The organism is Janthinobacterium leeuwenhoeki (assembly GCF_051380795.1).
Taxonomy (GTDB): Bacteria; Pseudomonadota; Gammaproteobacteria; order Burkholderiales; family Burkholderiaceae_D; genus Janthinobacterium.
This window is the reverse complement of the sequence record NZ_JBNYXT010000001.1, coordinates 415,118-440,734: the sequence shown is the minus strand read 5'-3', so window position 1 is coordinate 440,734 and position 25,617 is coordinate 415,118. Positions and strand designations below refer to the sequence as shown.

The following is a 25,617-nucleotide window of genomic DNA, read 5'->3' as shown; positions in this document are numbered from 1 at the left end:
GCCGGGCATCGGCTACCATGCGTGTTTTCTTCTTCCCGACACCGTCGCATGCCCAGGAAATTCCTCTTGCTGATCCCTTTGCTATTGCCGCTGCCTGTTCTGGCGCAAACTTCGCCCACCTTGCTCGACCTGCAGCTGATCGCCATCAAGGCGCGGGCCGATGTGACTACCCATAGCCCGGAAAGCATCGCCGAGTTTGCCGAGACCCGGCGCAGCGCCGAAGGCGGCGACGTGGAAGCCCAACTGGCGCTGGCGCGCATGCTGCAGCTGGGCGTCGGCGCGCCGCAAGACACGGCGCAGTCGATGGCCTGGATACGCAAGTCGGCCGAAGGCGGTTATGCGCCGGCGCAGGGAGACCTGGGGCTGGCCTACACGGTGGGCGGCAAGGTGCCCATCGACCGGGCACAGGGCGAGTACTGGCTGCGCAAGGGCGTGGCGCAAGGCGACGCACTGGCGCAAACCATTTTGGCGCTGGAATTCATCAATGGCGACAGCAGCGCCGAAGAACAGGCGCTGGCCATCGAATGGCTGAAGGCGGCGGCAGAGCAGCACTTTGTTCCTGCCTATAACGCGCTGGGCGAGCGCCTGATGCGGGCGGCCACGGACGATGCACAGCGCAACGAGGCCTACACCTGGTATCAACGATCGGCGCGTGAAAAGCAGCCGGCCGGCATGCGCAACCTCGCCCATGCCTATGAGCTGGGCCTGGGCGTGGCGCCGTCGGACAAGTGGGCCCTGGTCTGGTACGAACGGGCCGGATGGAGCGGCGACCTGCCCGCCGTGCGGCGCATGATCGAGGTGTATGTCAAGGGCGAACTGGGACAGCAGGCGAATGCCGACGACGCGGCCGAATGGCGCGGCAAGCTGGCTGAAAAGGAAAAGAAATGAAGACCATCATGTTGCTATGGACCTTGGCGCTGGCGCAGCCCGTGCTGGCCCAACCAGTCGCCCAGCCAGTGCCGCACCAGCATCCGGCGCTGGTCGAATTCGATATGTCCGGCCTCGATGACATGCGCGCAAGGGTGCAGGCCGTGATCAACCACCCGGCCGACCTGTCGCCAGACAAGGTCGCCGCCTTCGGGAAGACGCGCGCCGCTGCCGAAGGGGGCGACAGCGCCGCCCAGCTGGAACTGGCGCAGATGCTGCACGGCGGCGAGGGCACGCCGTGCGACGTCGACGCCGGCCTGGCGTGGATGAAAAAATCGGCCGAAGGCGGCTATGGCCCCGCGCAGGCTTTCCTGGGCGTGGCCTATACGCTGGGACAGGGCATGGCAATCGAGCGCAAGCTGGGCGAATACTGGTCGCGCAAGGGCGCCGCGCAAGGCGTGGAACTGGCCAACTTCACGCTGGCCATGCACTTCGAAAATATCCACAGCAGCCCGGAAGAACAGGCGCATGCGCTGCACTGGCTCAAATACTATGCCGAAAACGGCTTTATTTACGCCTACAATGACATCGGCTACCGTCTGATGATGACGGCCAAAGACGAGGCGCAGCGCAAGGAAGCATTTGGCTGGTACATGAAGGCGGCCAAGGTGCTCGACCCGCCCGGCTTGAACAATGTGGCCTACTCGTATGAAGTGGGGCAGGGCGTGCCGCAGAGCGACGAGGCGGCCCTGGGCTGGTATGAAATGGCGGCCATCGCCAAAAGCCCGCCGGGGCAGACGGGTTTTGCGCGCTTGCTGGAGCAGGGCCGTGGCGGCCCAACCCGGCAAGGGCCGGCGCCCAAGCCCTTCGCGCTGTACCTGCTGGCGGCGAAGCAGGGCGACGCGGAAGCCATGGAACGGCTGGTCAGGGTGTACGATAAGGGCGAGCTGGAACAGGCGGCCGACCCCGCGCAGGCGGCACTGTGGCGCGAAAAGCTCAGGCTGGCCAAGTAGACCGAGACGGGGTGAAAACGGCATGCTATCATCATTGTTATCGATAACAATATCATGAGAGACCGATGAATCCCGATTTCCGCTCCAGGGAAATGCTGGAAAAGCATATCCTGCACACGATGCACTTTTATCACCCGCGCGCTGTTGACCCGAGCGGCGGCTTTTATCACTTCTTCCTCGATGACGGCACGGTGTACGACGCCAGCACGCGCCATCTGGTCAGCAGCACGCGCTTCATCTTCAATTACGCCATGGCTTACCGCCACTTCGGCGGCGACGATTACCTGGCGGCCCTGCGCCACGGCGTGGCCTTCTTGCGCGACGTGCACCGCGACCCCGCCACGGGCGGCTATGCCTGGCAACTGTTGTGGAAAGACGGCGTCAAGACGGTGGAAGATGGCGCCAACCACTGCTACGGCCTGGCCTTCGTGCTGCTCGCCTATGCCCATGCCTTGCAGGCGGGGATGCCGGAAGCGCGCGCGTATCTGGACGAGACCTTTGAACTGATGGAGCAGCGCTTCTGGCTGCCCGAACACGGCCTGTATGCGGATGTGGCCAGCGCCGACTGGGCGACGCTTGACGGCTACCGGGGCCAGAACGCCAACATGCATGTCTGCGAAGCCATGCTGGCCGCGTTCGAGGCGACGGGCGAGGCGCGCTATCTGCACCGCGCCGTGACGCTGGCGCACAATATTACGGTGCGCCAGGCGGGCCTGGCGAAAGGCATGATCTGGGAACACTACAAACCTGACTGGTCGATCGACTGGGATTACAACCTGCACGACAAGAGCAATATCTTCCGTCCGTGGGGTTATCAGCCCGGCCACTTCACGGAATGGGCCAAGCTGCTCTTGATCATGGAGCGTCACGCCAAGTTCATGGCCGGCCCGTCCGACTGGCTGCTGCCGCGTGCGCGCGCCCTGTACGACACGGCCCTGGCCAAGGCCTGGGATGGCGCGCATGGCGGCATTCATTATGGTTTCGGCCCGCAAGACGAGATCTGCGATGGCGACAAATACTTCTGGGTGCAGGCGGAAAGCTTCGCGGCGGCCGCCGTGCTGGCCGCGCGCACCGGGGACGAGGCCTACTGGCAAAGCTACGACAAGATATGGGACTATAGCTGGACGCACTTCGTCGACCACGAGCACGGCGCCTGGTACCGCATTTTGACGCCGGAAAATGCCAAGATCAGCGACGAGAAAAGCCCGGCCGGCAAGGTTGATTATCACACCATGGGCGCCTGCTATGAAGTGCTGAACGTGCTTGGCGGTGTCGCATGAGTGCAGCCAATTTTCCACGCTTTGTTTCGGCCGGCGAAGCGCTGACGGACATGCTGCGCACGGGTGCGGACTCCTGGAACAGCCAGGTGGGCGGCTCGACCTGGAACGTGGCGCGCGTGATGGCGCGCTTGGGCGTGCCCAGCGCCTTTGCGGGCGGCGTCAGCTGCGACGTCTTCGGCGATGCGCTGGCCGCTGCCACCGCGGCGGCGGGCCTGGACATGCGTTTTTTGCAGCGCCATGCGAAGTCGCCGCTGCTGGCCATCGTGCATGAACTGCATCCGCCCACCTACTACTTCATCGGCGACGACAGCGCCGACCTGCATTTCGACGCGTCGCTCTTGCCGGCTGGCTGGATGCAGGGGGCGCAATGGGTGCATTTCGGCGGCATCAGCCTGGCGCGCGAACCGCTGGCGGGCAAGCTGCTGGCGCTGGCGCAGGAACTCAAGGCGGCTGGCGTGAAGATCAGCTACGACCCGAATTTCCGCATCATGATGGATGAGCGCTACGACGCCACCCTGCGCCGCATGACGCAGCTGGCTGACGTGATCAAAGTGTCGGACGAAGACCTGGCGGGCCTGTTCCGCCACGACGACATCGATGGCGCGTTTGCCTTGCTGCGCAGCTGGAATCGGCAAGCCACCTATTTGTATACGCGCGGCGCGCAGGGCGCCGCCCTGTATCAGGGCGAGCAAGCATGGCAGGCGGCGCCACCCGTCATCGAGGTGGTCGATTCGGTGGGGGCGGGCGACGCCAGCATCGGCGGCTTGCTGTACAGCCTGATGTACCGGCTTGACTCCGACGGCGGCCAGCACTTGCGCTTTGCCGTCGCGGCCGGGGCGGGCGCCTGCCTGGCGGCCGGTGGCGCGCCGCCGTCGGTGCAATTGGTGGAATCGTTGCTTGAGCGCACTATATTGGGATGATGTGGGTATGCAGAGTGTATTAAGGGCGCCAGGGCGCCCTTTTTGCACGAATAGGCGTAAGCTTTGCTCTCTTGCCATGTCAAGAGCCTGTGCCGGGAGGGCATTCATCTGCGGAGACAGGCTCCAGGGTAGGTTCCAGTGCATCCGCTGAAAAATATGCCGTTCCGCCCAGTGCCATGCATGGCGCTACCTGGCCGGACCTGTGCGCTTTACAGAGCATGGGCGCTGAGAAGGAAGTCCGCATGCATAAGATATGGAAATTTTTCAATCCCAGGAGCTTCAAATTCAAGATGGCTGTGCTCGTGGGCGTGCTGGTGCTGTGCGCGACGGGTTCTGTGGCGCTCACATCGCTCTCTGTCGCGCAAGGGCAGATGGCATCCGTCATCGGCAACCAGCAATATGCCTTGCTGGCCAGCGCGGCGGCATATATCGACGCAGACTTGAATGCGAAGAAAGCACTGCTCAAGGTACTGGCGGAAGGGCTACCCGCGGATGTGTATCAAGATCCGCAGCGCATGCAGGCATTTATTGAAAACCATCCAACCCTGCGTGAGGAATTTTTCAATCTCGTCGCCTTTGATGCTACTGGGCAATTAATTGCCAGCATGAATGACCGTAGCGTGGTCGGCAAGCTCAATTTCGCCACGCGCGACTACTTTATCGATACCGTCAAATTCAGGGAAGGCGTGATATCGCGTCCATTCAAGAGCCTGCTGTCGGGCAAGCCCATTGTGCTTGTAACCGAACCGATCTATGACGAAGCCGGTACATTGCTGTATGTGATTGCTGGCGGCATCAATTTGCAAAGCCCGACATTTTTCGGCCAGTGGGAGCAGCTCAAGCCGGGCAAGAGCGGTTATCTGTTCATGTTGACCGACGACGGCACGATACTCCAGCATCCGGACCCGACGCGCGTCCTGAAGTTGGTGAGTGAGGAAAAAGGTGGGGTGACACCTTCCACCTTGGCCGCCTTGCGTGGATTCGACGGCTGGACGCAGGGTAAATCCAAACTGGGCGTGCAGGCGATTATCACGTACAAGCATTTGCATGCGGCCAATTGGATCATCGGCGCCGTCTACCCTGAAAGCGAGGCATTCACGCCGATCACCGATATTTATGCCAAAGTCATCATGGCATCCTCAGGCGTCGCCTTGCTGGCCAGTTGTGCCGGTTGGCTCGCGGTGCTGCTGCTCTTGCGTCCCTTGGGCGACCTGGGCCGGCATGTGGCGAGCATACGCTCAGGCCATGCCGATATTGCGGTGTTTGATATCGCCCGCAAAGACGAGTTCGGCAAGCTGAGCCGTGCATTCTATGCGCTGTCGCTACAGAGGGAAGCTGCGGAGAGCAACCTCGCTGCGCTGGCGCGCACTGACATGCTGACGGGCTTGCACAACAGGCGCATGTTTGACGAGGCGCTGGCTGCGGCATTGACGCGCGCCTGCCGCGCTGGTACGGGCCTGGCGCTGGCCTATCTGGATATCGATTATTTTAAAAAAATAAATGATACATACGGACATGGTATCGGCGACCAGGTATTGATCGAATTTGCCCAACGGCTCAAGGCTTGCGTGCGGGCCTCGGACACGGTAGCGCGCCTTGCCGGCGACGAGTTCGTCATCATTTTTGAACAACTGACGGATCAGTCCGAGCTTGCGATACTGGGCAAGAAAATCGTGCAAGAGATGGTCGTGCACTTCGATTGCGGCGGCATCGGTCTGCATGTCTCCACCAGTGTCGGCCTGGCGTTCTGTGCCCGGGGCGATACGACGGCAGGGGCATTCTTGACGGCGGCCGATACGGCGCTCTACAAGGCAAAGAGCGCTGGCCGCAACGGTTATGCCATCACTTCCATCGGCAGCCCCGCCTTGACCGAGGCGGTGTAGGACATCGCCTGTTCTGGCAGCGTCAAGGTCGGCGCTATTCCTTTGCCGCCGGCGGCGCATGCCTGCCCGACGATGCCCGCTGTATCAGCGTAAATTCCATCAAGTGATGCGTGGCCGGTACGCTTTCCCCCGCGCGGCGCTGGCGGATTTCGTCGATGACGAGATTGACGGCGGCGCGCGCCATGTCGGCGATGGGCTGGTGGATGGTGGTCAGCTCGGGCCAGACCGTGCTGGCGACGGGCGTGTCGTCGAAGCCGCACACGCTCAATTGCGCCGGCACCTGCAAGCCCATGCCGTGCGCCACGGCCAGGGTGGCGGCAGCCATGTCGTCGTTGCTGGCGAAGATGGCGCTGGGGTGCGGTGCGTGCGCCAGCAACTGGCGCGCCGCGTCGAGTCCCGAACGATAGGTGAAGTAGCCTTGCGCCACCCTGTGCGGCGGCACGGACAGATGCGCTTCGCGCATGGCGTCTTCGAAAGCCTGGCGGCGCAGCAGGGCCGGCGTGTGCGCCGGATCGCCCTCGATGAAGCCGATGTCGCGGTGGCCCAGCGCGAGCAGATGGCGCGTCATGGCCAGTGCGCCTTCGTAGTCGTCGATGCGCACGGCCGAGACGCCGGGCGAGGGGCGTGCCGTGGCCACGGCGATGGCGGGGATGCCCATCTGGTTCAGCTGCGCCAGCACCTCCGGCGAATCGCACAGGGGCGGCGGCACGAGGATGCCATCCACGCCGGCCGCCACCAGGCAGGCAATGCCGGCGCGCTGGCTATCCAGGTCTTCGCAGCGTTCGAGCAGCAGCTGGCCGCCGCCCTGGCGGCACTGGTCCATGGCGCCAACTAAAAATTCGCTGAGGAAGGCGGCGCTGGGATTGCTGTACAACAGGCCAATGCGCAGGGTGCCCGTGCGGGCTGCCCTGGCCGCCAGGTTGGGCTGGTAGCGCAGGCTGGCGATCGCCGCCTCGACCTTGTCGCGCGTGACCGCGCTGACGCTGGCGCGCCCGTTGATCACGCGCGATACCGTCATGGCCGACACGCCGGCCACGCGCGCCACGTCATGCACGGTGGCGCCGCTGGCGGCGTCGGAGGAGGCGGGGGCGGCGTGCGCCGCCTTATTCGAGGTGGCCACCGAATTTCAGCTTGCCGCTGATGCGCATGCCGTGCAATTGACCCTCTTCCAGCTCGGCGGCGCTGGTGCGCTGCGCCGTGTCGCGCCGCGCCAGTCCCACGGACAGGATATCGAGCATCATCAGCTGCAGCAGGCGCACGATCATGGGCACGAAATTGAGATTGCCTTCCGGGTGGTTCAAGGTCAGCAGCACGTCGGCCAGCTTGGCCAGCGGCGAGCCACTGGCCGTAATGGCCAGCACGCGCGCGCCGCAGCCCTGCGCCACCTTGACGGTGCGCAGCAGGTCGGGCAGGGCGCCCGAACGGGAAATGACCAGTGCCACGTCGCCCGGTTTCAGCATGGCGGCGCTCATTTCCTGCGCCTGCGGATCGGCAAAGAAGCTGCTGACGATGCCCAGGTTGAGCAGCTTGTGCTGCATGTCGTCGGCTACCACGCGGGCGCTGCCCACGGCCAGCAGCTCCACGCGCTGCGCGCCGCGCAGCAGCTCGATGGCCGCCGTCAGCGCCTTCACGTCGAGCATGTCGCGCAGGGCCAGCGCGGCCGAGGCGTTATTGCCCAGCACCTTGCGCGCCAGTTCGGCGTCGGAATCCGAAATCTCCACATGGCAGTGGGCCACCGTGATGGCGCCGCCCGTCAGGCCGGAAGCGAGCTTCAATTTGAAGTCGGCCAGGCCCTGCACGCCGATCGAGCGGCAAAAGCGCATCACGGTCGGCTGGCTGACGCCGACGCGCTGGGCGATTTCGGCGATCGGCAGGGTCAGCATCGCGTTCGGCTCTTTCAAGACCCAGTCGGCTACCTTGCATTCCGAGGGGCTCATCCTGCCGCGCGCCTGGCGCACGGATTCGAGCACGGGCGCGCCGGAATGGGCACGTTTGAGTTTTTGCGCCAGGATGGCGGCGATGCCCAGGAAAGTCGGCAGTTCGGCCGTGATCAGGAAGGTGGGAATCTGTGCCAGGTAGTCGTTCAGGCGGCCCTTTTGCTCGAAGCGTGCGCGGAATTGCGACTGTTCGAACAGGGGGCCCAGGCGCGGCACGATGCCCCCGCCTATATAGATGCCGCCCAGCGCGCCCAGGGTCATGGCCACGTTGCCGGCGATGGAGCCGAGGATGGCGCAAAAGCAGTCCACCGCTTCCAGGCACACGTCGCATTCATTGTTCAGGGCACGGCTGGTGATATCGGCCGCCAGCAGTGGTAGCGCGTCGGGCTTGCCGGCGCGCTCGGACAGGGCGCGGTAAATCAGTTCCAGGCCGCGCCCGGAGGCGAGGCGCTCGGCCGAGACGTGCGACAGCTCGCGCCAGGCGAAGGACAGCACGTCCATCTCGCGCTGGTCGCAGGGCGCGAAGCTGACGTGGCCCCCTTCGCTGCCCAGCGCGATCCAGCGGTCTTCGGCGGGGATCATGCCCGACACGCCCAGGCCCGTGCCCGAACCGAGCAGGCCGATGACGCTGTCGGCGCGCGCCATGCCGCCGCCGATCTGCAGGCGCTGGTCGCGCCGCAAATACGGCAGGGCCATGGCCAGCGCCGTGAAGTCATTCACCACCAGCAAGGTGTCGAGGCCCAGCGTGGCGCGCATCGCCTCGATCGAGAAGAACCAGTGATGGTTCATCATGCGGATATTGTCGTCGTCGATGGGATTGGCGATGGCGATGGCCGCATGGCGCACGCGCGCCGAACCGGCGGCGCGCGCCTCGCTGCTATCCATATACGCGGTGATGGCGTCGAGCAGCGAAGCGTAGTCGTCGCAGGGCAGTACGGCGACCGCTTCCAGGTGGCCCTGGCGTGTTTCGAGCACGAAGCGGGCATTGGTGCCGCCGATGTCCGCCAGCAGGCGCGGCCCTTCACTGAAACGTTCCGCCGGATCGCTGCCTGCTATTTCCATTTTTTCATCAATTTTCATGGCGGTGCCTAGTCTCGTATGCGTGCGCGGTCGTGGCGGCGCACTGTCGTTATGGCAAAAACCAAAGATTTTAATTCGTATACGTGCCGCGTGCCGAAAAATGCAGGGTGCCTGCACAAATGCTTGTCCATAGTGCCGGAAACGGTGGCGCCAGGGGGAAAAGCAGGGCAGTCAACGCGCCTATTAGTACGCAAATAAAGTGTCGCAGAGTAGTCGTAGGATTACAACATAATATGTTGATATTTGTTCGTAGTATAGTTACTATGTCTCTGCTGGAAAGAATTCTGGCCAGTACATTCGGCCACGAATGACTAGATAAAAAATAACTACTGAGGAGACTTACCATGCTGCATCGCAACATGTTGAAGGCCGTGTTGAAAACACTGCCGGCTGCCATCGTCTTAGCCATCGCCAGCGGTTCCGCTGCCGCCGACCCCATGTACCCATCCGACGCCGAAGGCTTCCACGGCTACCTGCGCGCTGGTGCCGGCAGCAATACCTCGGGCGACGGCGGTTCGCAAGGCTGCTTCGGCCTGGGTGGCAATACCATGAAATACCGTCTGGGCAATGAGTGCGATGCCTACACGGAATTCGGCTACACCAAGTCCGTCGCCAAGTCCGGCGGCGTGAACTACCTGGCCACGATCTGGGTCAATGCTTACGCGCCAAACTCCGATTTCGGCAGCAACAAGCTGGGCATCGTCAAGGCTTATGTCGAAGCGCAGGGACTCGATTTCCTGAGCGGCGGCACGGCCTGGGTCGGTAAACGTTTCTACTACCGTCCTGACATCCACATGCTGGACTTGCAATACATCAATATGAACGGCACGGGCGCCGGCCTGGACCGCATTCCTGCCGGCCCCGGTAAATTCTCGTATGCCTTCTTCAAGGACAGCGATATCAATACCGTGTCGAAGACCGGCGTTGTCAGCACCAAGTCTGCCGTGCGCCAGAACTTCATCTTTGGCGAAATTCCTGTCAATGAAAACGGCACGCTGGACCTGGCCGCGACCTACATCATCGGTGAAGGCAAGGACAACGACGCGAATGGCCAGAAGCACAATGGCTGGCAACTGTCGGCATTCCACCGTCAAGGTAAAGTGTTCGGCGGCGGCAATACCTTCGGCGTGCAATATGGCGTCGGTCCCGGCACTGGCAACGGCGCGCAGTTCGGCGCTTCGGGCGACACCAGTTTCGGTTCGGATGTGAAACGCACGCGCGTGTTCAATGACATGGCGATCCAGCCGTTGCCGAACTTTGGCATGGAATTCGTCGCCCTGTGGCAAAAAGACGAGTCGAATGCCAAAGGTTCCTCGACCTGGACTTCGGTCGGCGTGCGTCCTGTGTACGCCTTCACCGACAATTTCAAGCTGGTGGGCGAACTGGGTACGGACCGCGTGACGCAAGCGGGCGGCCTGCCAGCCAAGCGGCTGACCAAGCTGACCATCGCCCCGACGATCTCGGCCGGCCCTGGCCTGTGGTCGCGTCCTGAACTGCGCGCTTTCGTGACGTACGGCAAATGGAACGATGCGGCCACCGCCTCGGTCAATGCGTCGAACAACGGCGGCCCGATCTACAACAACAATACCAGCGGCACGTCGTACGGCTTCCAAGTCGAAACCTGGTTCTAAGCACCGAACCAAACGGTTTTGTTCAGTGTTGACGTTTGTAAGTGCAGATCAACCTGGCGCATCCTTCGCGGATGCGTTTTTGGCGCCGTCCCGTGATATAAATACAATGTACGCATGTCATGGATCACGGCGCCGTCTTTTCACTGAAGATGATGCCCGTTTGCAAGCGGGTCTGAGCACAAGAGCGCCGGTACAGGCGCAGATTTCACCTTTTTCGGCCCCGTATGCCGAAGCCCCCTAAAAGCTTGATCAAAAAAGGAATGTGGAGATGAAACTGAAATTCAAGATTACCCAACTGGCCGCATTGACCACCCTGGCATTCGCTGGCAGCGCCTTTGCGACCGACGTGGAAGTGTTGCACTACTGGACCTCCGGCGGCGAAGCGAAGTCCGTGGGCCAGTTGCAGCAAATCGTGAAGGAAAGCGGCTTCGGCTGGAAAGACTTCGCCGTGGCCGGTGGCGCTGGCGAAAACGCCGCGACCGCGCTGAAAACCCGCGTCATTTCCGGCAACCCGCCAACGGCCGCCCAGATCAAGGGCCCGTCGATCCAGGAGTGGGGCGCGGAAGGCGTGCTGGCCAATATCGACGATGCCGCCATTCCAGGCAAATGGGATGCCGTGCTGCCGAAAGTGGTCGCCGACATCATGAAATACAAAGGCCACTACGTTGCCGCTCCCGTCAATGTCCACCGCGTCAACTGGATGTGGGTCAACCCGGAAGTGCTGAAAAAAGCCGGCGTGGCCACCACCCCGACCACCTGGGATGCGTTCTTCGTCGCAGCAGAGAAGATCAAGAAATCGGGCGGCGTCGCGATCGCCCACGGCGGCCAGCCATGGCAGGACGCCACCGTGTTTGAATCCGTCGCGCTGGGCGTGGGCGGCACGGAATTCTACAAAAAGGCCATCCTCAAGCTGGACCAGAAGGAATTGACCGGCCCGACCATGCTCAAGGTGTTCGACACTCTGGGCAAGGTGAAAACCTACATCGACAAGGATGCGGCCGGCCGCGACTGGAACCTGGCCACTGCCATGGTCATCAACAACAAGGCCGGCTTCCAGTTCATGGGTGACTGGGCCAAGGGCGAGTTCACGGCCGCAGGCAAGGTGCCGGGCAAGGATTACCTGTGCGTGGCAGCGCCTGGCACGGACAAGGCCTACACCTTCAACATCGATTCGTTTGCCATGTTCACGCAAAAGGATGCGAATGCGAAGAAAGGGCAGATCGCCCTGGCCAACGCCATCATGAATCCGAAGTTCCAGTCGATCTTCAACCTGAACAAGGGTTCCATCCCCGTGCGTTCCGGCGTTTCCAAGGACAAGTTTGACGCTTGCGCCCTGAAATCGATGGAAGACATGGACGCCACCAACAAGACCGGCGGCCTGGTGCCATCGTTCGCCCATGGCATGGCCCTGGCATCGGCCACGCAAGGCGCCGTGACCGACGTCATCGCCAAGTTCATGAACACCAACATGAGCTCGAAAGACGCGGTTGCAGCATTGGCCAAAGCGGCTAAAGTGAAGTAATCACGACGGCGCCGGCACTCCCGCCGGCGCCTGCTGCATCGCATGCACCGCAGGCCTGCGCCCTGGCATCCGCCCAGCACAGGCCACACGCAGTTCTCTCTACGGCTCTCCTATGTCCATACGCAAGCAATTCGACCGATGGATACCGCAGATGGTGCTGGGCCCCACGCTCATCGCCAGTCTGCTATTCGTCTATGGTTTTATCTTTTTGACCGGTTGGCTGTCGCTGACCGAATCGCGGCTGATGCCGAACTACGAGTTCGCCGGCCTGGTGCAATACGTCGAGCTGTTCGACAACGAGCGCTGGTGGACCTCGCTCAAGAACCTCGGCATCTTTGGTGTCCTGTTCATCGGTTGCAGCATCGCCATCGGCCTGTTCCTGGCGATCCTGCTGGACCAGAAAATCCGCGCCGAAGGCGCGCTGCGCGCCATCTACCTGTATCCGATGGCGCTGTCCTTCATCGTCACCGGCACGGCCTGGAAATGGATGCTCAATCCCAGCCTGGGCCTGGAAAAGGTCATGCACGACTGGGGCTGGACGTCGTTTACCTTCGACTGGCTGGTGAACTCCGACATGGCCATCTACACGGTGGTGATCGCCGGCGTATGGCAATCGTCGGGCTTTGTCATGGCCCTGTTCCTGGCCGGCCTGCGCGGCATCGATGATGAAATCATCAAGGCGGCGCAAGTCGATGGCGCGTCGCTGCCGACGATCTACTGGCGCATCGTGATTCCCGCCATGCGTCCCGTGTTCTTCAGCGTGCTGCTGATCCTGGCGCACATCGCCATCAAGAGCTTCGATCTGGTCATCGCATTGACGGCTGGCGGACCTGGCAATTCGTCGTCCGTGCCGGCCATCTTCATGTACCAGTTTTCCTTCACCCGCGGCCAGCTGGGCCTGGGCTCGGCATCGGCAATGATGATGCTGGCCACCATCGTGGCCGTGCTCGTGCCGCTGATGTACCTGGAAACACGCAGCGCAAAGGCGATGAGATGACACACACTCCTACACGTAACAACAAACTCACCCTGGGACGGGTGGTGTTGTACCTGCTGCTGATTCTGTTCGCGGTGTACTACATCGTGCCCCTGTACGTGACCCTGTCGACGTCGTTCAAGTCGCTCGACGAGATCCGCAGCGGCAACCTGTTGGCGCTGCCGCATGTGTGGCAGTTCGACTCCTGGTCCAAGGCCTGGTCTTCGGCCTGCACGGGCGTCACCTGCGACGGCATGCAGCCGTTCTTCTGGAACTCGATCAAGATGGTGATTCCCGCCGTGCTGATCTCGACCTTCCTGGGCGCCTTCAACGGCTATGTCTTCGCGCACTGGCGCTTTCGCGGTTCGGAAATCCTGTTTGCCGCCTTGCTGGTGGGCTGCTTCATTCCGTTCCAGGTGGTGATCCTGCCGATGGCGCGTTTGCTGGGCGAATTCGGCCTGGCCAATACCACTACGGGCCTGGTCTTCGTGCACGTGGTGTATGGCACGGCCTTCACGACCCTGTTCTTCCGTAATTACTATATCGGCGTGCCGGAAGAATTGATCAAGGCAGCGCGCATCGACGGCGCCGGCTTCTTCCTGATCTTCCGCAAGATCGTGCTGCCGATTTCGGGTCCGATTTTCGTCGTCTGCATCATCTGGCAATTCACGCAAATATGGAACGACTTCCTGTTCGGCATCGTCTTCGCCAGCGGCGATTCGCAGCCGATCACGGTGGGCTTGAACAACCTGGTCAACACGTCCACGGGCGTGAAGGAATATAACGTCAACATGGCCGCTGCGGTGATTGCCGCGCTGCCGACCCTGCTGGTCTACCTGGTCGCAGGCCGATATTTTGTGCGCGGTCTGACCGCAGGCGCAGTCAAAGGTTAAGGAAAGAATATGTCCAGTTTATCGATACGCAGCATCCGCAAGGTGTACACGAATGGCGTCGAAGTCCTCAAGGGCATCGACATCGAGATCAAGGATGGCCAGTTCCTGATCCTCGTCGGCGGCTCCGGCTCCGGCAAATCGACCTTGCTCAATATGGTGGCCGGCCTGGAAAGCGTCACCTCGGGCGAAATCCTCATCGACGGCAAGGTCGTCAACGACTTGCCGCCCAAGGACCGCGACATCGCCATGGTGTTCCAGTCCTACGCGCTGTACCCGTCGATGACGGTGCGCGAAAACATCGCCTTCGGCCTGAACGTCAAGAAGGTGCCGAAGGCGGAGCAGGAAGAAATCGTCGCCCGCGTCGCCGAAACCCTGCAGATCACGCATTTGCTGGATCGCCGTCCGGCGCAGCTGTCGGGCGGCCAGCGCCAGCGGGTCGCCATGGGCCGCGCCATTTCGCGCAAGCCGTCGCTGTTCCTGTTCGACGAACCGCTGTCGAACCTGGACGCCAAGCTGCGCGTGGAAATGCGCGCCGAGATCAAGTTGCTGCACCAGCGCCTGAAAGCGACCATCGTCTACGTTACGCATGACCAGATCGAGGCGATGACCATGGGCGACCTGATCGCCGTCATGAAGGATGGGGTGGTGCAGCAACTGGGCACGCCGCAGGAAATCTATGACAACCCGGCCAACCTGTTCGTGGCCGGTTTCATCGGCTCGCCATCGATGAATTTCATTACCGTAAAGCCTGTCATCGAGGGCAGCGAAGTGTTTGTCGCCATCGAGAACGCGGGCAAGAGCATGCGCCTGGCCCTGCCGTTCGCGGCCGACAAGCTGCGCAGCTATGCGGGCCGCGAGGTGATCCTGGGCGTGCGCCCGGAACAGATCACGGACATGAGCAGCGCGCATGGCGACGTGGGCCAGGAACTCGGTTGCCTGATCGACCTGGTCGAGCCGACCGGCCCGGACACCTTGCTGACGACGCGCCTGAACGGCGCTGCCGTGACGTGCCGCACGCACCCGCGCGAAGCCGTGCTGCCGGGGCAGACCATGCAGCTGTCGTTCAATCTGTCGAAAGCGGCCCTGTTTGATCCGGCCAACGGCGAACGCATCGCCTAAGCGTTGTCGCCATAAAAACGGCCCGCTTGTCCTGGTGACAAGCGGGCCGTTGTTGTTTACGTTGGCGTGATTATTTTGCCAGCGCTTTCTTGTACCCGACGGCGTAGCTGAGCTTGCCCGCCGGTTTCACCAGGTCGTCCAGCGCCGCCTGGTTGAAGACGCCCGTCCAGCCCAAGGTTTGCGCCGTCACGCCGCGGCTGACGATATCGTTTGCCTTCAGGCCCGCCATCGCCGTCGAGGCGCTCTTGATGGTGGCCATGTAGCTGGTGACGTCGCGCGTATCCGTCTTGGCCAGGTCGATGCCTGCCTGCGTGCGCAGCCAGTCGGCCCAGTAGAATTCGAGGAATTCCGTGGCCGCCGACGGCACCACGTAGCCGGCGTCGCGCGTGAAATAGACGAGCGAGCGGTACGGGTCGTTGCCCAGCGATTTCAAGCCTATGGACGCAGGCAGCTGGCTGGTGGCAATCGCCTTGTTGTCGCCATCTTTCAGCCAGACCTTGTTGACTTTTTTCATCTGCGCCCAGAAATCGTATTCATTGAGCTTGCTGAAATTGTCCGTCACCTTGACCCACACTTTCAACTGGTGGTTCTGGCCATTGTCGGCATCGCGGAAGGCGCTGAAGGTGTGGTGGCCGTCCGTCAGGTACAGGGTGCCGTTCGGGCCGATGACGACGGTTTTCATGTCGCCCGGCCTGGTGCCCACGGCGGCCTTGCACTGGAACGTGGCCGGTGGATTGATCAGGGTGGCGCCGGCCACGTTGGCCGTCTTGCTCACCACATCATCCTGGCCATTGGCTTCGCACAGTTCGGCGAATTTCTTCGGCTTGTTGGTCTTGGCCATGACCAGGTCTTCGGCGCCATAACGACCCAGCTTGTAGTACACCTGGTCGTAGCCGATGGCCGGTTGCGTGGGGTGCAGTTCGTCGAGCGACACTTGCAGGAAGACGGGCGCCGCATCGGTGCCGGCAGCCGTGGCGGCCAGGATTTGCTGGCGTGCGCTGAGCACCGGCGGCGTTTCCAGCACGCTCTTGCCAGTGGCGAGCGGCGCGCCGCCATCGATGATCTGCGCGACGATGCTGCCGCTGGCATTGACGATGTCGATATCGCTGCCGCTTTGCTTGACTTGCAGATTGTCGAGCAGGACGTCGGCCGGGTCCTTGCTGCTTGGGGTCAGGGGGCCGTTGACGAAGTCATAGCTGGCTGCCATGCCCAGGGTTTGCAGGGGCGCCGCCAGGGCCGTGCCCAGCTGCGTCTGCGCCGTTTGCAGTCTGGCCGCATCGATGGCGGCCAGACTGGCCGCCGGCGCGCTCGACGGGATGCTGCCCAGCAGCTGCATGGCGATGACGGAGGTGAGCGGCGTCAGGTTGACGGCGCTTTCTTTCAGCGTCAGCGCATACAGGATGGTGCCGCCGTCTGGCGTGACGGAGACGAGGAAGGGCGCTTTCGCCGTGGCGGCCAGAGTGATAGCCACTTTGCCCTTCGCGTCCGTGGTGCCGCTGCCGACGGCATTCTTGCCGGCGTCGAGCACGGTGACGGAGGCATTCGCCACGGCCTTGCCGGTGGCCGCTACCACGTTCAGGATGCGTGCAGGCGTGACCGGGGCGACGGGATCCACCGGGGCGACGGGCGCCGTGGTGGTATCGCGGTAGTCTTTGCCGCCACAGGCGGCCAGGCTGGCGCCCAGTGCGAAGGTGATGGCAATGGCCAGGGTGCTGCGGCGGATGTGGTGCTTGTACATGGGGTCCCGTGATGTCGGCTTGAAAAGTGCCGACATGCTAGCGGGCGCAGATGTCAGGATGATGACACGCAGGGAGGTTACCGATGCAGCAGCGACTTGCGGTAGTCGATGGCGTAGCCCAGCTTGCCCTTATCTTCGGTCAGTTCATCGAATGCTTCGTGGTTGATGTCGCGCCGCGCGCCCAGGTCCGCCGCGCGCTTGCCGCCGCTGACGATCTCTGCCGGTTGCAGCGCCACCATCGCCTGCGCGGCGCGCAGGATGGCGCTGGCATACGCGGCGGGATCAAGCAGATCGACACGTTCCAGGTTAAGCCCCGGTTTGCGGCGCAGCCAGTCGGCCCAGTAAAATTCGAGAAATTCCGTGGCCTTGTCGGGTGGCTCGTAGCCTATCCCGCGCGTAAAGTAGACGAGCGAGCGGTACGGGTCGTTGCCCAAGGACTTCAGGCCGATGGCCGACGGCAGCTGCCGCGGCGTGATGGCCTGGTTCTGGCCGTTTTTCAGCCACACCTTGTTTTCTTCGCGCATGCGGGCCCAGAAAGCCGTTTCGCCCAGCGCACTGAAATTGTCGCTGACCTTGACCCAGACCTTCAATGGATGATTGCGCCCGCCATCGGCATCCCGGAAAGTGGAAAACGTGTGGTGGCCATCCGTCAGGTACAGGGTGCCGCGCGGGCCGATGACGACGCTCTTCATATCGCCCGGACGGCTGCCCACGGCCGCCTTGCAGCGGTAGCTGGCCGGTGGCGCGGCCAGGGTGGCACCGACCACATTGGCCGTGCCGGGCAAGACGTCGCCCTGGCCATTGGCCTCGCACAGGTCGGCAAATTTCTTCGGCTTGGCGATGTCGGCGAGGTGCTTTTCTTCGGCCGCATAGCGTCCCAGCTTGTAGTACACCTGGTCGTGGCCGATGGCTGGCTGGGTCGGATGCAGTTCATCGAGGCGTACCTGCAGGATGCGCGGATGGGCGGCGCTGCCCACGACGGTGGCCATCAGCGCCTGCTGGCGCGCGCTGAGCGCCGGTGCCGCTGCGACGGCGGCATCTTTGGCCCATGCCGCAGGGCTGAAGGACAGGGCCAGCAGCAGGGCGCTGGCGGTGTGCGTGATGTGCATGCGACTCTCCTTTAGCGCTGGCGCCTCATGCCAGCAGCGCGCTGGGCACGCGCGGCGAAGACATTAAATCGCGGAAGGCGGCCCAGTGTGCGGCGCGCGTACTGCCCTGGCGCTCGACATAGGCTTTCGCCATGTCCTGGCCCAGGTTGTAGTTGATGACATAGGCGCCCATGGCATCGTAGAACTGCAGGCGCTGCGCCGATTTTTCGGCCGGGTACAGGCGCACGTTGACCAGCCATTCCAGCGCTGCTTCGCGGCTCAGGGCGCCTTCGAGGTACTGGCGCGCGATGTCGTTGTCGGCATAGGCGAGTTTGGCCAGCAGCGTGTTGAGTTGCGCATAGCGGGGCGCCAGCGCAGGGTCCAGGCCGGCCAGTGGGTACAGCACCTGCTGTTCGAAGGCCAGCCGTTCTTCATGCGTGAAACTCAGTTCGATGCCGTAATTGGCCGTGCCTTCGGCGATCAAGGATTGCGGCGAATACAGTGGGTAAATGCAGTATTCCATCCAGCCCTTGCCGCGCACCAGGTCGCGTTCCAGCAGCACGTTGTAGACGTGGTGGCCCGGATAGGCTTCATGGCAGCCGAGGTCGACGGCGCGGTCTATAGACACGGGCAAGTCCGTATTGATCTGGATCACGCTCTGGTAGTTGCCCTTGTACCAGTTGTAGCCGCTCCAGGGTTTGCCGGTGACGAATTCCAGCACAAAATCTTCGCCTTCGGGCAAGGCGATGTAGCGCAAGGTGCGTTCGCGGCCCGCGCGGATGGCCGCCTCCATGACGGCGCGCAACTTGTCGGCGGGAATGACGAGTTGTGCGCGCAAGGCGTTGACCCTGTCGCTCACCGTGCCGTCGCCCGGCAGCAGGGCGTCGATCTGCGCCACCAGTTTTTCATAGTAGGCGCGGCTGTGGTGGGGCGAAACAGCATCGTACAGGCGCGCGCTTTCCGTATCGAAGTCCAGGCGTGATCCCTGCAGCATGTCGACCTTGGCCAGTACGGCTTGCAGCTGCTTGCGCAGGTTCAGGGCGCGCAGGCAGCTGGTCTCGGCCAGCAGGGCCAGCGCCGTGTTTGCGCCATCCTTGATGTCGCTCAAACCCTGTTGTTGTTCTAGCGCTTCTTGCTGCCATGCGGGCGGGCCGTAATAGGCGTCCACATACGAGGCATCGTGCTGGCCCATGGCCAGGACCAGCTTGACGTAGCGTTCAGCCGCGCTGGCGAGTAAAGGGGAGTTGCTGTCGGTGTGCGTCATGGCGGCCTGGTTTTTGCGGTTGGGCAGATGCTTATTGTATAGCGCAATCGGATGCGCGTGAGGCGTGTAGGCGCCACATCATTTCTTTACAGTAACTGGGGAAACGCATCTTGATGTAGCTCAGTGAACCCGGCATTCGCGGCCTGCGTGCGCGGCTTTGGTAGCAAGATGGGTGGTCTTCTTTTTTCGTATGCGCGTGATTTTCTCCTTGATCTTTCTTCGTTTATGGACGAATATGATGTACGAGATCCGGCACTACCTGACATCATCGGGCAGGGATTTATATACGGAATGGCTGAAGCGCCAGCGCGACAATAAGGCCAGGGTGGCCATCGTCCGGCGCGTGCTGCGTATGATGCCCGGCAATTTTGGCGACCATAAATTTTGCCACGATGGCGTGTGGGAATTGCGCATCGATGTGGGTGCCGGCTACCGTATTTACTATGCCATTGCCGGCGAGCAGATCATTTTATTGCTGTGTGGCGGCGACAAGCGCACCCAGCCGAAAGATATCGAATACGCCTGTGCCTGCTGGCACGACTGGAAGGAGAGAGGACATGAAAGAGGACGTGAAACAGGTCGCGAGCAGACCACCAAGAGACCGCTCGCATGACGAAGCGATGGCCGAACTGTACCGCGACGATCCCGCCTTCGCCCTTGAATTGATCAACAATATCCTCGTCGATGGCGATCACGGCGAACTGCTGGCCATGCTGCGTCAATTGACGCGTGCCTTTGGCGGCGTGCCGGCCGTGGCGCAGGCGGCCAAGCTCAATCCCACCCAGCTGTACCGCACCTTGTCGCCCGATGGCAATCCTTCCTTGAGCACCTTGACGGCCATCCTCGATGCCATGGGCCTGCGGCTGGCCGTGGAACCCAGGCAACCGTTTCCTGCGCCGGCTGCCTGAGCTGTTTGCAAACGCCTAGAATTCCACCGGCCGCGCCTCGCGCATCGCTTGCGTCATGGCCAGGCCGATGCGCGTCGCTTCCGTCGCGTCGTGCAAGGTCAAGGACAAGGTGCGCCGGCCCAGTGCCGCATCCGTAAATTCCTGCGCCTCGATCAGAAAGGCGTCGGCGAAGCGGGCATAGAAGTCCGGCGTGCATTCATTGCGCACGCCATGCGCATCCGAAATTTCCACCCTGTTCAGGCGCGGATTGCTGCCCACGGCCAGGCGGCCGCCCGTGCCGAACACTTCCGTCAGGGTTTCATGGCCATGCGCCATGGTGCGCGAGGCCATGAAGCTGGCCATGCTGCCATCGCTGAACTCGACCGTCGCCAGGCCATTGTCCACGTCGCCGAAAGCCTGCAAGCCCGTGTGGATGGCGTTGGTGCCGCTTGCATACACGCGCCTGGGCACGGGGTTGCCCAGCAGCCAGCGCGCCAGGTCGATATCATGCACGCTGCAATCGAGGAAGATGCCGCCACTGGTGGGGGCGAAGCGCATGAAGGCGCCGCTGGGGTCGTTCTGGTCGCAGGTTTGCGAACGCACCAGGTACGGCTTGCCGATACAACCTTGGGCGATCTTTTGCTGCGCGTCGTGGTAGCTGGCGTCGAAACGCCGCACGAAGCCGATCATGACGGTCAGCTGCGGGTGGCGCGCCGCCTCCGCTTCCACTTTCAGGCAGTCAGCCAGGTCCAGCGACAGCGGTTTTTCGCAAAACACGTGCTTGCCGGCGCGCAGGGCGGCGATGATCTGCTCCGCATGCAGCGAGGTGGGTGTGACGAGAAACACGGCGTCCAGGCCCGGATGGGCTAGCAGGGCGTCGTAGTCCGCATAGCCGGTGGTGATGCCCAGCTGGCTGGCAGCCCAGTCCAGTTCGGCTGGCACGGGGCTGCAGGCGGCCACCACTTCGGCATTCGGCACGCGCTGCGCCAGGTTGATGGCATGGCGCTGGCCTAGCCGGCCCAGGCCGACGATGCCGACTTTTAATGTTGGGGATGACATGCTGTCTCCAGGTATTTTTATTATTAATCTATAAGGTGACCACGCGCTGTTCACGCCAGGATAGCGTGGCGGCCTCGGCCAGTTCCAGTGCCTTCAAGCCATCGTGGACGGTGGTGCGCAGCGGCGTGCCATGGCTGAGAGCGTCAAAGAAATGCGCCATTTCCTGCGCGTAGGCCACGCGATAACGTTCCAGGAAAAAATCTTCCGGCTTGTCCACGCTGACGTTGATGGCGCCATAGGCCGTCACTTCCGTCGGCTTGTGGTTGCCCGCCTGCAGCATGCCGGCGCTGCCCAGCACTTCGAAACGCTGGTCGTAGCCGTAGGCGGCGCGGCGCGAGGCATTGATCTGGCACAAGCGTCCCTTCGCCGTGCGGATGGTGACGACGGCCGTGTCCAGGTCGCCCGCCTCGCCGATGGCCGGATCGACCAGGCAGCTGCCCGTGGCGTGCACGCTGACGGCTTCATCGTCGAGTATCCAGCGGAAGATGTCGAAATCGTGGATCAGCATATCCTTGAAGATGCCGCCCGACACCTTGATGTAGCTGACCGGTGGCGGGCCAGGATCGCGGCTGGTGACGATGAGTACTTCCGGCGTGCCGATCTCGCCCGCTTCGATGCGTGTCTTGACGGCGTTGAAAGTCGGGTCGTAACGGCGCTGGAAACCCAGCATGCACAGGACCCTGGCTTCCTTGACGGCGGCGGCGCAGGCGCGCGCCCGGTCGAGGGTCAGGTCGACGGGCTTTTCGCAAAAGATGGCCTTGCCGGCGGCGGCCGAGCGCAGGATCAGGTCCGCGTGCGTGTCCGTGCTGGACGCGATGACGACGGCCTTGACGGCCGGGTCGGCCAGCGCCGCTTCCACGGTGGCGCTGCTGCCGCCGTGCAGACCGGCCAGGGCGGCCGCCGCTTCCTGGTTGACGTCGACGACGTACTTGAACTGCACGCCGGGTTGGGCAGCCAGGTTGGCTGCGTGGATTTTGCCGATGCGTCCGGCGCCGAACAACGCTACTTCAATCATCATGTTCTCCTGGGGTGTGGATTTCTTCGATGTCGAGCTCTAATTTGTATGCCAGCGCGATGAACAGCGCCTGGCACAGGCAGATGGTGCTGGTCAGCGAGCGGAAGGCGAAGGCGCTGCCCTCGGTGACGGTGAGCAGCGCGTCGGCGGCCCGCGCGAGCGGCGCCAGCTTGCTGTCGGTAATCACCAGAACCTTGGCGCCCTTGTCTTGCGCCGCCTTGATGCACTGCTGGGTTTCCTTGCCGTAAGGCGAGAAACTGATGGCGATCGCCACATCGCGTTCACGCACGCTGCGCATCTGTTCGCGGTGCATGCCGCCCAGTCCGCTAATCAGGTGCACGCGCTTGTCCGTGTGTTCCAGCGCGTAGGCGATGTAGGAGGCGATCGGAAAGGACCGGCGCACGCCGATCACATAAATATTTTCAGCCTTGAGCAGCAGGTTGACGGCCGCTTCCAGCTGCGCGTCGTCGAGGCCGGCGGCCAGATCGTCGAGGCCGGCGCGGCTGGCGCCGACGAATTCGCGCGTCAGATCGCCTGCGCTGAGGGCGGCGTCGCGCGTGGAAATGAGCTTGCGGATGCGCTGCTGGTAGTCGGGCGTGGCGCCGGCCTGGTCCGTGTACGCCTGGCGGAACACATCCTGCATTTCGGAAAAGCCCGTATAGCCGAAGCGCTGCGCGAAGCGCACGATGGCGGACGGCTGCACGTCGCAGGCGGCAGCGATGTCGCTGATGCGCTCAAGCATCAGGCTGGCCCGGTGCTTTTCAATGTATTGGGCGATGACTTTCAACTGGCGCGACAGATTGTCGTACTCGGCGGCAATATGCTGCATCAGCTGTTCGATGGGGGCGGTGGCTGCCATGCTTACTCCTTGGTGTACTTGCTGGGCCGCTGCATACGTGCGGCTGGTTCTGGCGAGAATTATAGGAGTGAATCCAGAAAATAGAAACGAATTTCTATTTATATTTATTTTGAAAATTTTATTGCATTTGTCTTTTTTGTGGCCTAAGCTGTGCGCAGTGCATCGGGTCTTGCCGGTTTCCCGGCTCCCCGCTGACACGCGACAAAAGCTGGCAACTATAAAAATTAATCCTTCAAGGAGACATTCATGCAAAGCAATAAGCGTAAGGGATTTCTGAAAAGCCTGGCCATGCTGGGCCTCGGCCTGGGACTGGGTCTGGGCATGAGCGCCAGCCACGCGGCGGGCGAGAAATTCGTGCTGATCAGCCATGCGCCTGATTCCGATTCCTGGTGGAATACGATCAAAAATTCCGTCAAGCAAGCAGGCGAAGACTTCAATGTCAGCGTCGACTACCGCAATCCGCCGAATGGCGACCTGGCCGACATGGCGCGCCTGGTCGAGCAATCGGCCGCCCGCAACTACGACGGCGTGATCGTCAGCATCGCCGACTTCAGCGTGCTGCAAAAACCGCTGGGCCTCGTTGCCGCCAAGAAGATTCCATTTGTCACGATCAATTCCGGCACCCTGGCGCAAAGCGAGCAGCTGGGCGCCGTGATGCACGTGGGCCAGCCTGAATATGAGGCAGGCAAGGGCGCCGGCGAGAAAGCCAAGGCGGCCGGCATCAAGTCCTTCGTCTGCGTCAACCACTATGCGACGAACCCGTCGTCATTCGAGCGCTGCCGCGGCTTTGCTGAGGCCATCGGCGTCGATTTCAAGGCTGCCACCCTGGATGCGGGCGAAGATCCGACCACCATCGAAAGCAAGCTGAGCGCCTACCTGCGCAACAACCCGAAAACCCAGGCCGTGCTGGCGCTGGGCCCCACCTCGGCCCACGCTTCGCTGAAGGCGCTGGAAAAAATGGGTTTGAAGGGCAAGATGTGGTTCGCCACCTTCGACCTGTCCGATGAGATATCGAAAGGCATCAAGGATGGCAGCATCCAGTTCGCCATCGACCAGCAACCCTATCTGCAAGGCTATATCCCCGTGGCCGTGCTGGCCATCATGAAGCAGGACAAGACCACGGACCTGGCCAAGGTACGCGAAAAGCTGATCAATAACGCCAAGTTCAAGGCGCGCCTGGCCGAGTATGGCCTGGCACCATCGTATGGCCCGCGCCATATCGGTTCCGGTCCTGGATATGTCACCAAGGACAATATCGGCAAGGTAGAGAAATACGCCGGCCAGTTCCGTTAAGCCCCCGCTTTTCAATTCAATCAAGACCTTAGTCGTTGTCCCCGCGCGCAGGCCATGCTTGCCGGCGCGCGGGTCCTGCCGTCCTGGAATTGTTGTCGAGGCTGGCAGGTTGCTATAAAACAAGGGAGACATAGCATGAGTACCGTGAAACTAAGCGTGGAACAGGGCGGCATGGCCGCCTCGGGCACGCCGCCGCAAAAGCAGGGCTTTGATGAGCGTGTAGGGCAGGTCAGCTGGCTCAAGCGGCTGTTCAGCCGTCCGGAATTCGCCTCGATCTCGGGCGCCATCCTGGTGTTCGCCTTCTTCATCCTGACGGCCGGCGACTCTGGCATGTTCAACCTCGATGGCGTGATCAACTGGGCGCAAGTGGCCGCCTACCTGGGCATCATCGCCATCGGCGCCTGCGTATTGATGATCGCCGGTGAATTCGACCTGTCGATCGGCTCCATGATCGGCTTTGCCGGCATGATGATCGCCATCCCTTCCGTCTACTTCCACTGGCCCGTGTGGGCCGCCATCCTGTTCGCCTTTGCCGGTTCGATGGCGCTGGGCTGGCTCAACGGCTACCTGGTCATCAAGACGCGCCTGCCTTCGTTTATCGTCACCCTGGCCTTTTTGTTCATCCTGCGCGGCTTGACCCTGGCCCTGTCCATCATGTTTGCCAACCGCACCATCGTCAGCGGCATCGGCGCGCTGGCCGCCGACGACTGGCTGGCCACGACCCTGTTCCATGGCGAAGTGGGCACCTCGCTGTTCGCCTGGATGGCCAAGGCGGGCTGGATCACGGCGCTCGACAATGGCGCGCCGCTGGTCAAGGGCATCCCCAAGGTCATCGTCTGGTGGGCCGGCCTGGCGCTGGTGTCCGGCTTCGTCCTGGCCCGCACCCGCATCGGCAACTGGATTTTCGCCGTCGGTGGCGACGCCAACGCGGCCAAGAACGTGGGCGTGCCTGTGAAAACCATCAAGGTATCGCTGTTCGTCTTCACGGCCTTCTGCGCCTGCCTGTTTGCCACGCTGCAAGTATTTGACGTGGGATCGGCCGCCGCCGACCGCGGCATGCAAAAGGAGTTCGAAGCCATCATCGCGGCCGTCATCGGCGGCGCCTTGCTGACGGGCGGCTACGGTTCCGTCGTCGGCGCATGCTTCGGCGCGCTGATCTTCGGCGTGGTGCAGATCGGCATTACTTATACGAATATCAATTCGGACTGGTTCCGCGTCTTCCTCGGCGTGATGCTGCTGATCGCGGTACTGTTCAACAACTTTGTCCGTGCCCGTGTCACGGAAGCGAGATAA

General features: G+C 62.3%; 22 protein-coding genes. 14 read left to right on the top strand and 8 right to left on the bottom strand.

Annotated elements, in window-relative coordinates:
- The first annotated feature begins 66 nt into the window (after positions 1-66).
- The 5 genes from ACQ4WS_RS01850 to ACQ4WS_RS01830 all read left to right on the top strand — a co-directional run bounded on the left by ACQ4WS_RS01850 (position 67) and on the right by ACQ4WS_RS01830 (position 5,963).
- Positions 67-888, top strand: a complete 822-nt coding sequence (locus ACQ4WS_RS01850; protein WP_436473122.1) for a tetratricopeptide repeat protein — start codon at positions 67-69, stop codon at positions 886-888.
- Complete coding sequence (locus tag ACQ4WS_RS01845) at positions 885-1,880, top strand: tetratricopeptide repeat protein (RefSeq protein WP_436473120.1); 996 nt, start codon at positions 885-887, stop codon at positions 1,878-1,880. The genes ACQ4WS_RS01850 and ACQ4WS_RS01845 overlap by 4 nt, the downstream gene beginning before the upstream one ends.
- A 65-nt stretch (positions 1,881-1,945) precedes the next feature.
- On the top strand, positions 1,946-3,160 hold the full coding sequence (locus ACQ4WS_RS01840) for an AGE family epimerase/isomerase (RefSeq protein ID WP_436473118.1): 1,215 nt from the start codon (positions 1,946-1,948) through the stop codon (positions 3,158-3,160).
- Positions 3,157-4,080 carry a carbohydrate kinase family protein gene (locus ACQ4WS_RS01835; protein ID WP_436473116.1) on the top strand — a complete coding sequence of 308 codons (924 nt, stop codon included), beginning with the start codon at positions 3,157-3,159 and terminating at the stop codon, positions 4,078-4,080. Before ACQ4WS_RS01840 ends, ACQ4WS_RS01835 begins: the two co-directional genes overlap by 4 nt.
- A gap of 242 nt (positions 4,081-4,322) precedes the next feature.
- Complete coding sequence (locus ACQ4WS_RS01830; RefSeq protein WP_436473114.1) at positions 4,323-5,963, top strand: diguanylate cyclase domain-containing protein; 1,641 nt, start codon at positions 4,323-4,325, stop codon at positions 5,961-5,963.
- A 34-nt stretch (positions 5,964-5,997) separates the two neighbouring features.
- Here the strand turns inward: ACQ4WS_RS01830 and ACQ4WS_RS01825 are convergent, their stop codons facing one another.
- Positions 5,998-7,083: a LacI family DNA-binding transcriptional regulator gene (locus ACQ4WS_RS01825; protein ID WP_436473111.1), complete on the bottom strand. Its 1,086-nt coding sequence runs from the start codon at positions 7,081-7,083 to the stop codon at positions 5,998-6,000.
- Positions 7,067-8,980: a glucokinase gene (locus ACQ4WS_RS01820; RefSeq protein WP_436473110.1), complete on the bottom strand. Its 1,914-nt coding sequence runs from the start codon at positions 8,978-8,980 to the stop codon at positions 7,067-7,069. Before ACQ4WS_RS01820 ends, ACQ4WS_RS01825 begins: the two co-directional genes overlap by 17 nt.
- Positions 8,981-9,324: 344 nt before the next feature.
- Between ACQ4WS_RS01820 and ACQ4WS_RS01815 the strand changes: the two genes are divergently transcribed.
- The 5 genes from ACQ4WS_RS01815 (at position 9,325) to ACQ4WS_RS01795 (ending at position 15,121) form a co-directional block, all read left to right on the top strand.
- Entirely contained in the window at positions 9,325-10,611 is a 1,287-nt protein-coding gene (locus ACQ4WS_RS01815) for a maltoporin (RefSeq protein WP_436473108.1), read from the top strand.
- Between the two features lie 268 nt (positions 10,612-10,879).
- Entirely contained in the window at positions 10,880-12,133 is a 1,254-nt protein-coding gene (locus tag ACQ4WS_RS01810) for an ABC transporter substrate-binding protein (RefSeq protein ID WP_436473106.1), read from the top strand.
- Between the two features lie 112 nt (positions 12,134-12,245).
- Complete coding sequence (locus tag ACQ4WS_RS01805) at positions 12,246-13,130, top strand: carbohydrate ABC transporter permease (RefSeq protein ID WP_071077887.1); 885 nt, start codon at positions 12,246-12,248, stop codon at positions 13,128-13,130.
- Positions 13,127-14,002, top strand: coding sequence for a carbohydrate ABC transporter permease (locus ACQ4WS_RS01800; RefSeq protein ID WP_034757607.1), 876 nt, complete (start codon positions 13,127-13,129; stop codon positions 14,000-14,002). Before ACQ4WS_RS01805 ends, ACQ4WS_RS01800 begins: the two co-directional genes overlap by 4 nt.
- Before the next feature lie 9 nt (positions 14,003-14,011).
- Complete coding sequence (locus ACQ4WS_RS01795) at positions 14,012-15,121, top strand: ABC transporter ATP-binding protein (RefSeq protein ID WP_436473103.1); 1,110 nt, start codon at positions 14,012-14,014, stop codon at positions 15,119-15,121.
- Positions 15,122-15,191: 70 nt separating this feature from the next.
- Here the strand turns inward: ACQ4WS_RS01795 and ACQ4WS_RS01790 are convergent, their stop codons facing one another.
- The 3 genes from ACQ4WS_RS01790 to ACQ4WS_RS01780 all read right to left on the bottom strand — a co-directional run bounded on the left by ACQ4WS_RS01790 (position 15,192) and on the right by ACQ4WS_RS01780 (position 19,211).
- Entirely contained in the window at positions 15,192-16,859 is a 1,668-nt protein-coding gene (locus ACQ4WS_RS01790; protein ID WP_436473101.1) for a ParB-like protein, read from the bottom strand.
- A 77-nt stretch (positions 16,860-16,936) separates the two neighbouring features.
- Complete coding sequence (locus ACQ4WS_RS01785; RefSeq protein WP_436473099.1) at positions 16,937-17,968, bottom strand: ParB/Srx family N-terminal domain-containing protein; 1,032 nt, start codon at positions 17,966-17,968, stop codon at positions 16,937-16,939.
- 25 nt (positions 17,969-17,993) lie between these two features.
- A complete protein-coding gene (locus tag ACQ4WS_RS01780; protein ID WP_436473098.1) occupies positions 17,994-19,211 on the bottom strand; it encodes a hypothetical protein in 1,218 nt (405 codons plus the stop codon).
- A 190-nt stretch (positions 19,212-19,401) separates the two neighbouring features.
- On the opposite strand from ACQ4WS_RS01780, the gene ACQ4WS_RS01775 reads away from it, so the two are divergent.
- A complete protein-coding gene (locus tag ACQ4WS_RS01775; protein ID WP_436473096.1) occupies positions 19,402-19,824 on the top strand; it encodes a type II toxin-antitoxin system RelE/ParE family toxin in 423 nt (140 codons plus the stop codon).
- Complete coding sequence (locus tag ACQ4WS_RS01770) at positions 19,769-20,119, top strand: helix-turn-helix domain-containing transcriptional regulator (protein WP_436473094.1); 351 nt, start codon at positions 19,769-19,771, stop codon at positions 20,117-20,119. Before ACQ4WS_RS01775 ends, ACQ4WS_RS01770 begins: the two co-directional genes overlap by 56 nt.
- A gap of 15 nt (positions 20,120-20,134) precedes the next feature.
- Here the strand turns inward: ACQ4WS_RS01770 and ACQ4WS_RS01765 are convergent, their stop codons facing one another.
- The 3 genes from ACQ4WS_RS01765 to ACQ4WS_RS01755 are packed head-to-tail and all read right to left on the bottom strand — an operon-like array spanning position 20,135 to position 23,031.
- Positions 20,135-21,157: a Gfo/Idh/MocA family oxidoreductase gene (locus ACQ4WS_RS01765; RefSeq protein ID WP_436473092.1), complete on the bottom strand. Its 1,023-nt coding sequence runs from the start codon at positions 21,155-21,157 to the stop codon at positions 20,135-20,137.
- Positions 21,158-21,185: 28 nt separating this feature from the next.
- Entirely contained in the window at positions 21,186-22,172 is a 987-nt protein-coding gene (gene iolG / locus ACQ4WS_RS01760; protein ID WP_436473167.1) for an inositol 2-dehydrogenase, read from the bottom strand.
- Positions 22,165-23,031 carry a MurR/RpiR family transcriptional regulator gene (locus ACQ4WS_RS01755; RefSeq protein ID WP_034757651.1) on the bottom strand — a complete coding sequence of 289 codons (867 nt, stop codon included), beginning with the start codon at positions 23,029-23,031 and terminating at the stop codon, positions 22,165-22,167. Before ACQ4WS_RS01755 ends, iolG begins: the two co-directional genes overlap by 8 nt.
- Before the next feature lie 288 nt (positions 23,032-23,319).
- Here ACQ4WS_RS01755 and ACQ4WS_RS01750 point away from each other — a divergent pair, with 288 nt between their 5' ends.
- Together ACQ4WS_RS01750 and ACQ4WS_RS01745 are read left to right on the top strand one after the other, a co-directional pair.
- Entirely contained in the window at positions 23,320-24,324 is a 1,005-nt protein-coding gene (locus ACQ4WS_RS01750; protein ID WP_495542686.1) for a sugar ABC transporter substrate-binding protein, read from the top strand.
- Positions 24,325-24,495: 171 nt separating this feature from the next.
- Positions 24,496-25,617: an ABC transporter permease gene (locus tag ACQ4WS_RS01745; RefSeq protein ID WP_086147302.1), complete on the top strand. Its 1,122-nt coding sequence runs from the start codon at positions 24,496-24,498 to the stop codon at positions 25,615-25,617.